This is a genomic window from Methylobacterium sp. P3_A11 (genome assembly GCF_056403155.1).
Genome location: NZ_JBFUGA010000253.1, coordinates 1 through 640, shown reverse-complemented (window position 1 = coordinate 640; position 640 = coordinate 1). Strand labels below are relative to the sequence as shown.

1 protein-coding gene is annotated in these 640 nt (G+C 68.4%); it reads right to left on the bottom strand.

All coding sequences use genetic code 11. The features are described 5' to 3' along the window. Window positions 1-640 (bottom strand): sugar nucleotidyltransferase (locus AC1DXK_RS31115; RefSeq protein ID WP_477299725.1); only part of this gene is annotated, 640 nt, incomplete at both ends.

Below are 640 nucleotides of genomic sequence, written 5' to 3'. Positions count from 1 at the left end.
GCCCATAGGAGGTCTTGGCGAACATCTCGCCCCGGGCCACGAGCTGGTCGCGGTTGATGAAGCCCTGGAGGTAGGCGATCTCCTCCAGGCAGGCGACCTGCAGGCCCTGGCGATGCTGGAGGGTGCGGACGAATTCGCTCGCCTCCAGCAGGCTGTCGTGGGTCCCGGTGTCGAGCCACGCGTAGCCGCGCGACATGCGCTCGACATGCAGCTGGCCGCGCTGGAGATAGGCCTCGTTCACGCTGGTGATCTCCAGCTCGCCGCGGGCCGAGGGTTTCACGTCGGCGGCGATGTCGAGCACCTGATTGTCGTAGAAGTACAGGCCGGTCACCGCCCAGGTGGAATCCGGGTTCTGCGGCTTCTCGACGATCTTCGTCGCGCGGCCGGTCTTGTCGAGGCTGACCACGCCGTAGGCCTGCGGGTTGTCGACATGGTAGGCGAAGACGGTGGCGCCCCGCTTGCGCGCCGCCGCGCGCTCGAGCAGCTCGCCCATGCCGGCGCCGAAGAACAGGTTGTCGCCGAGAATCAGCGCCACGTCGTCGTCGCCGACGAAGTCGCGCCCGATCACGAAGGCCTGGGCGAGGCCCTCCGGCCGCGGCTGCAGCGCGTAGGAGAACTTCAGCCCGAACTGCTCGCCGGT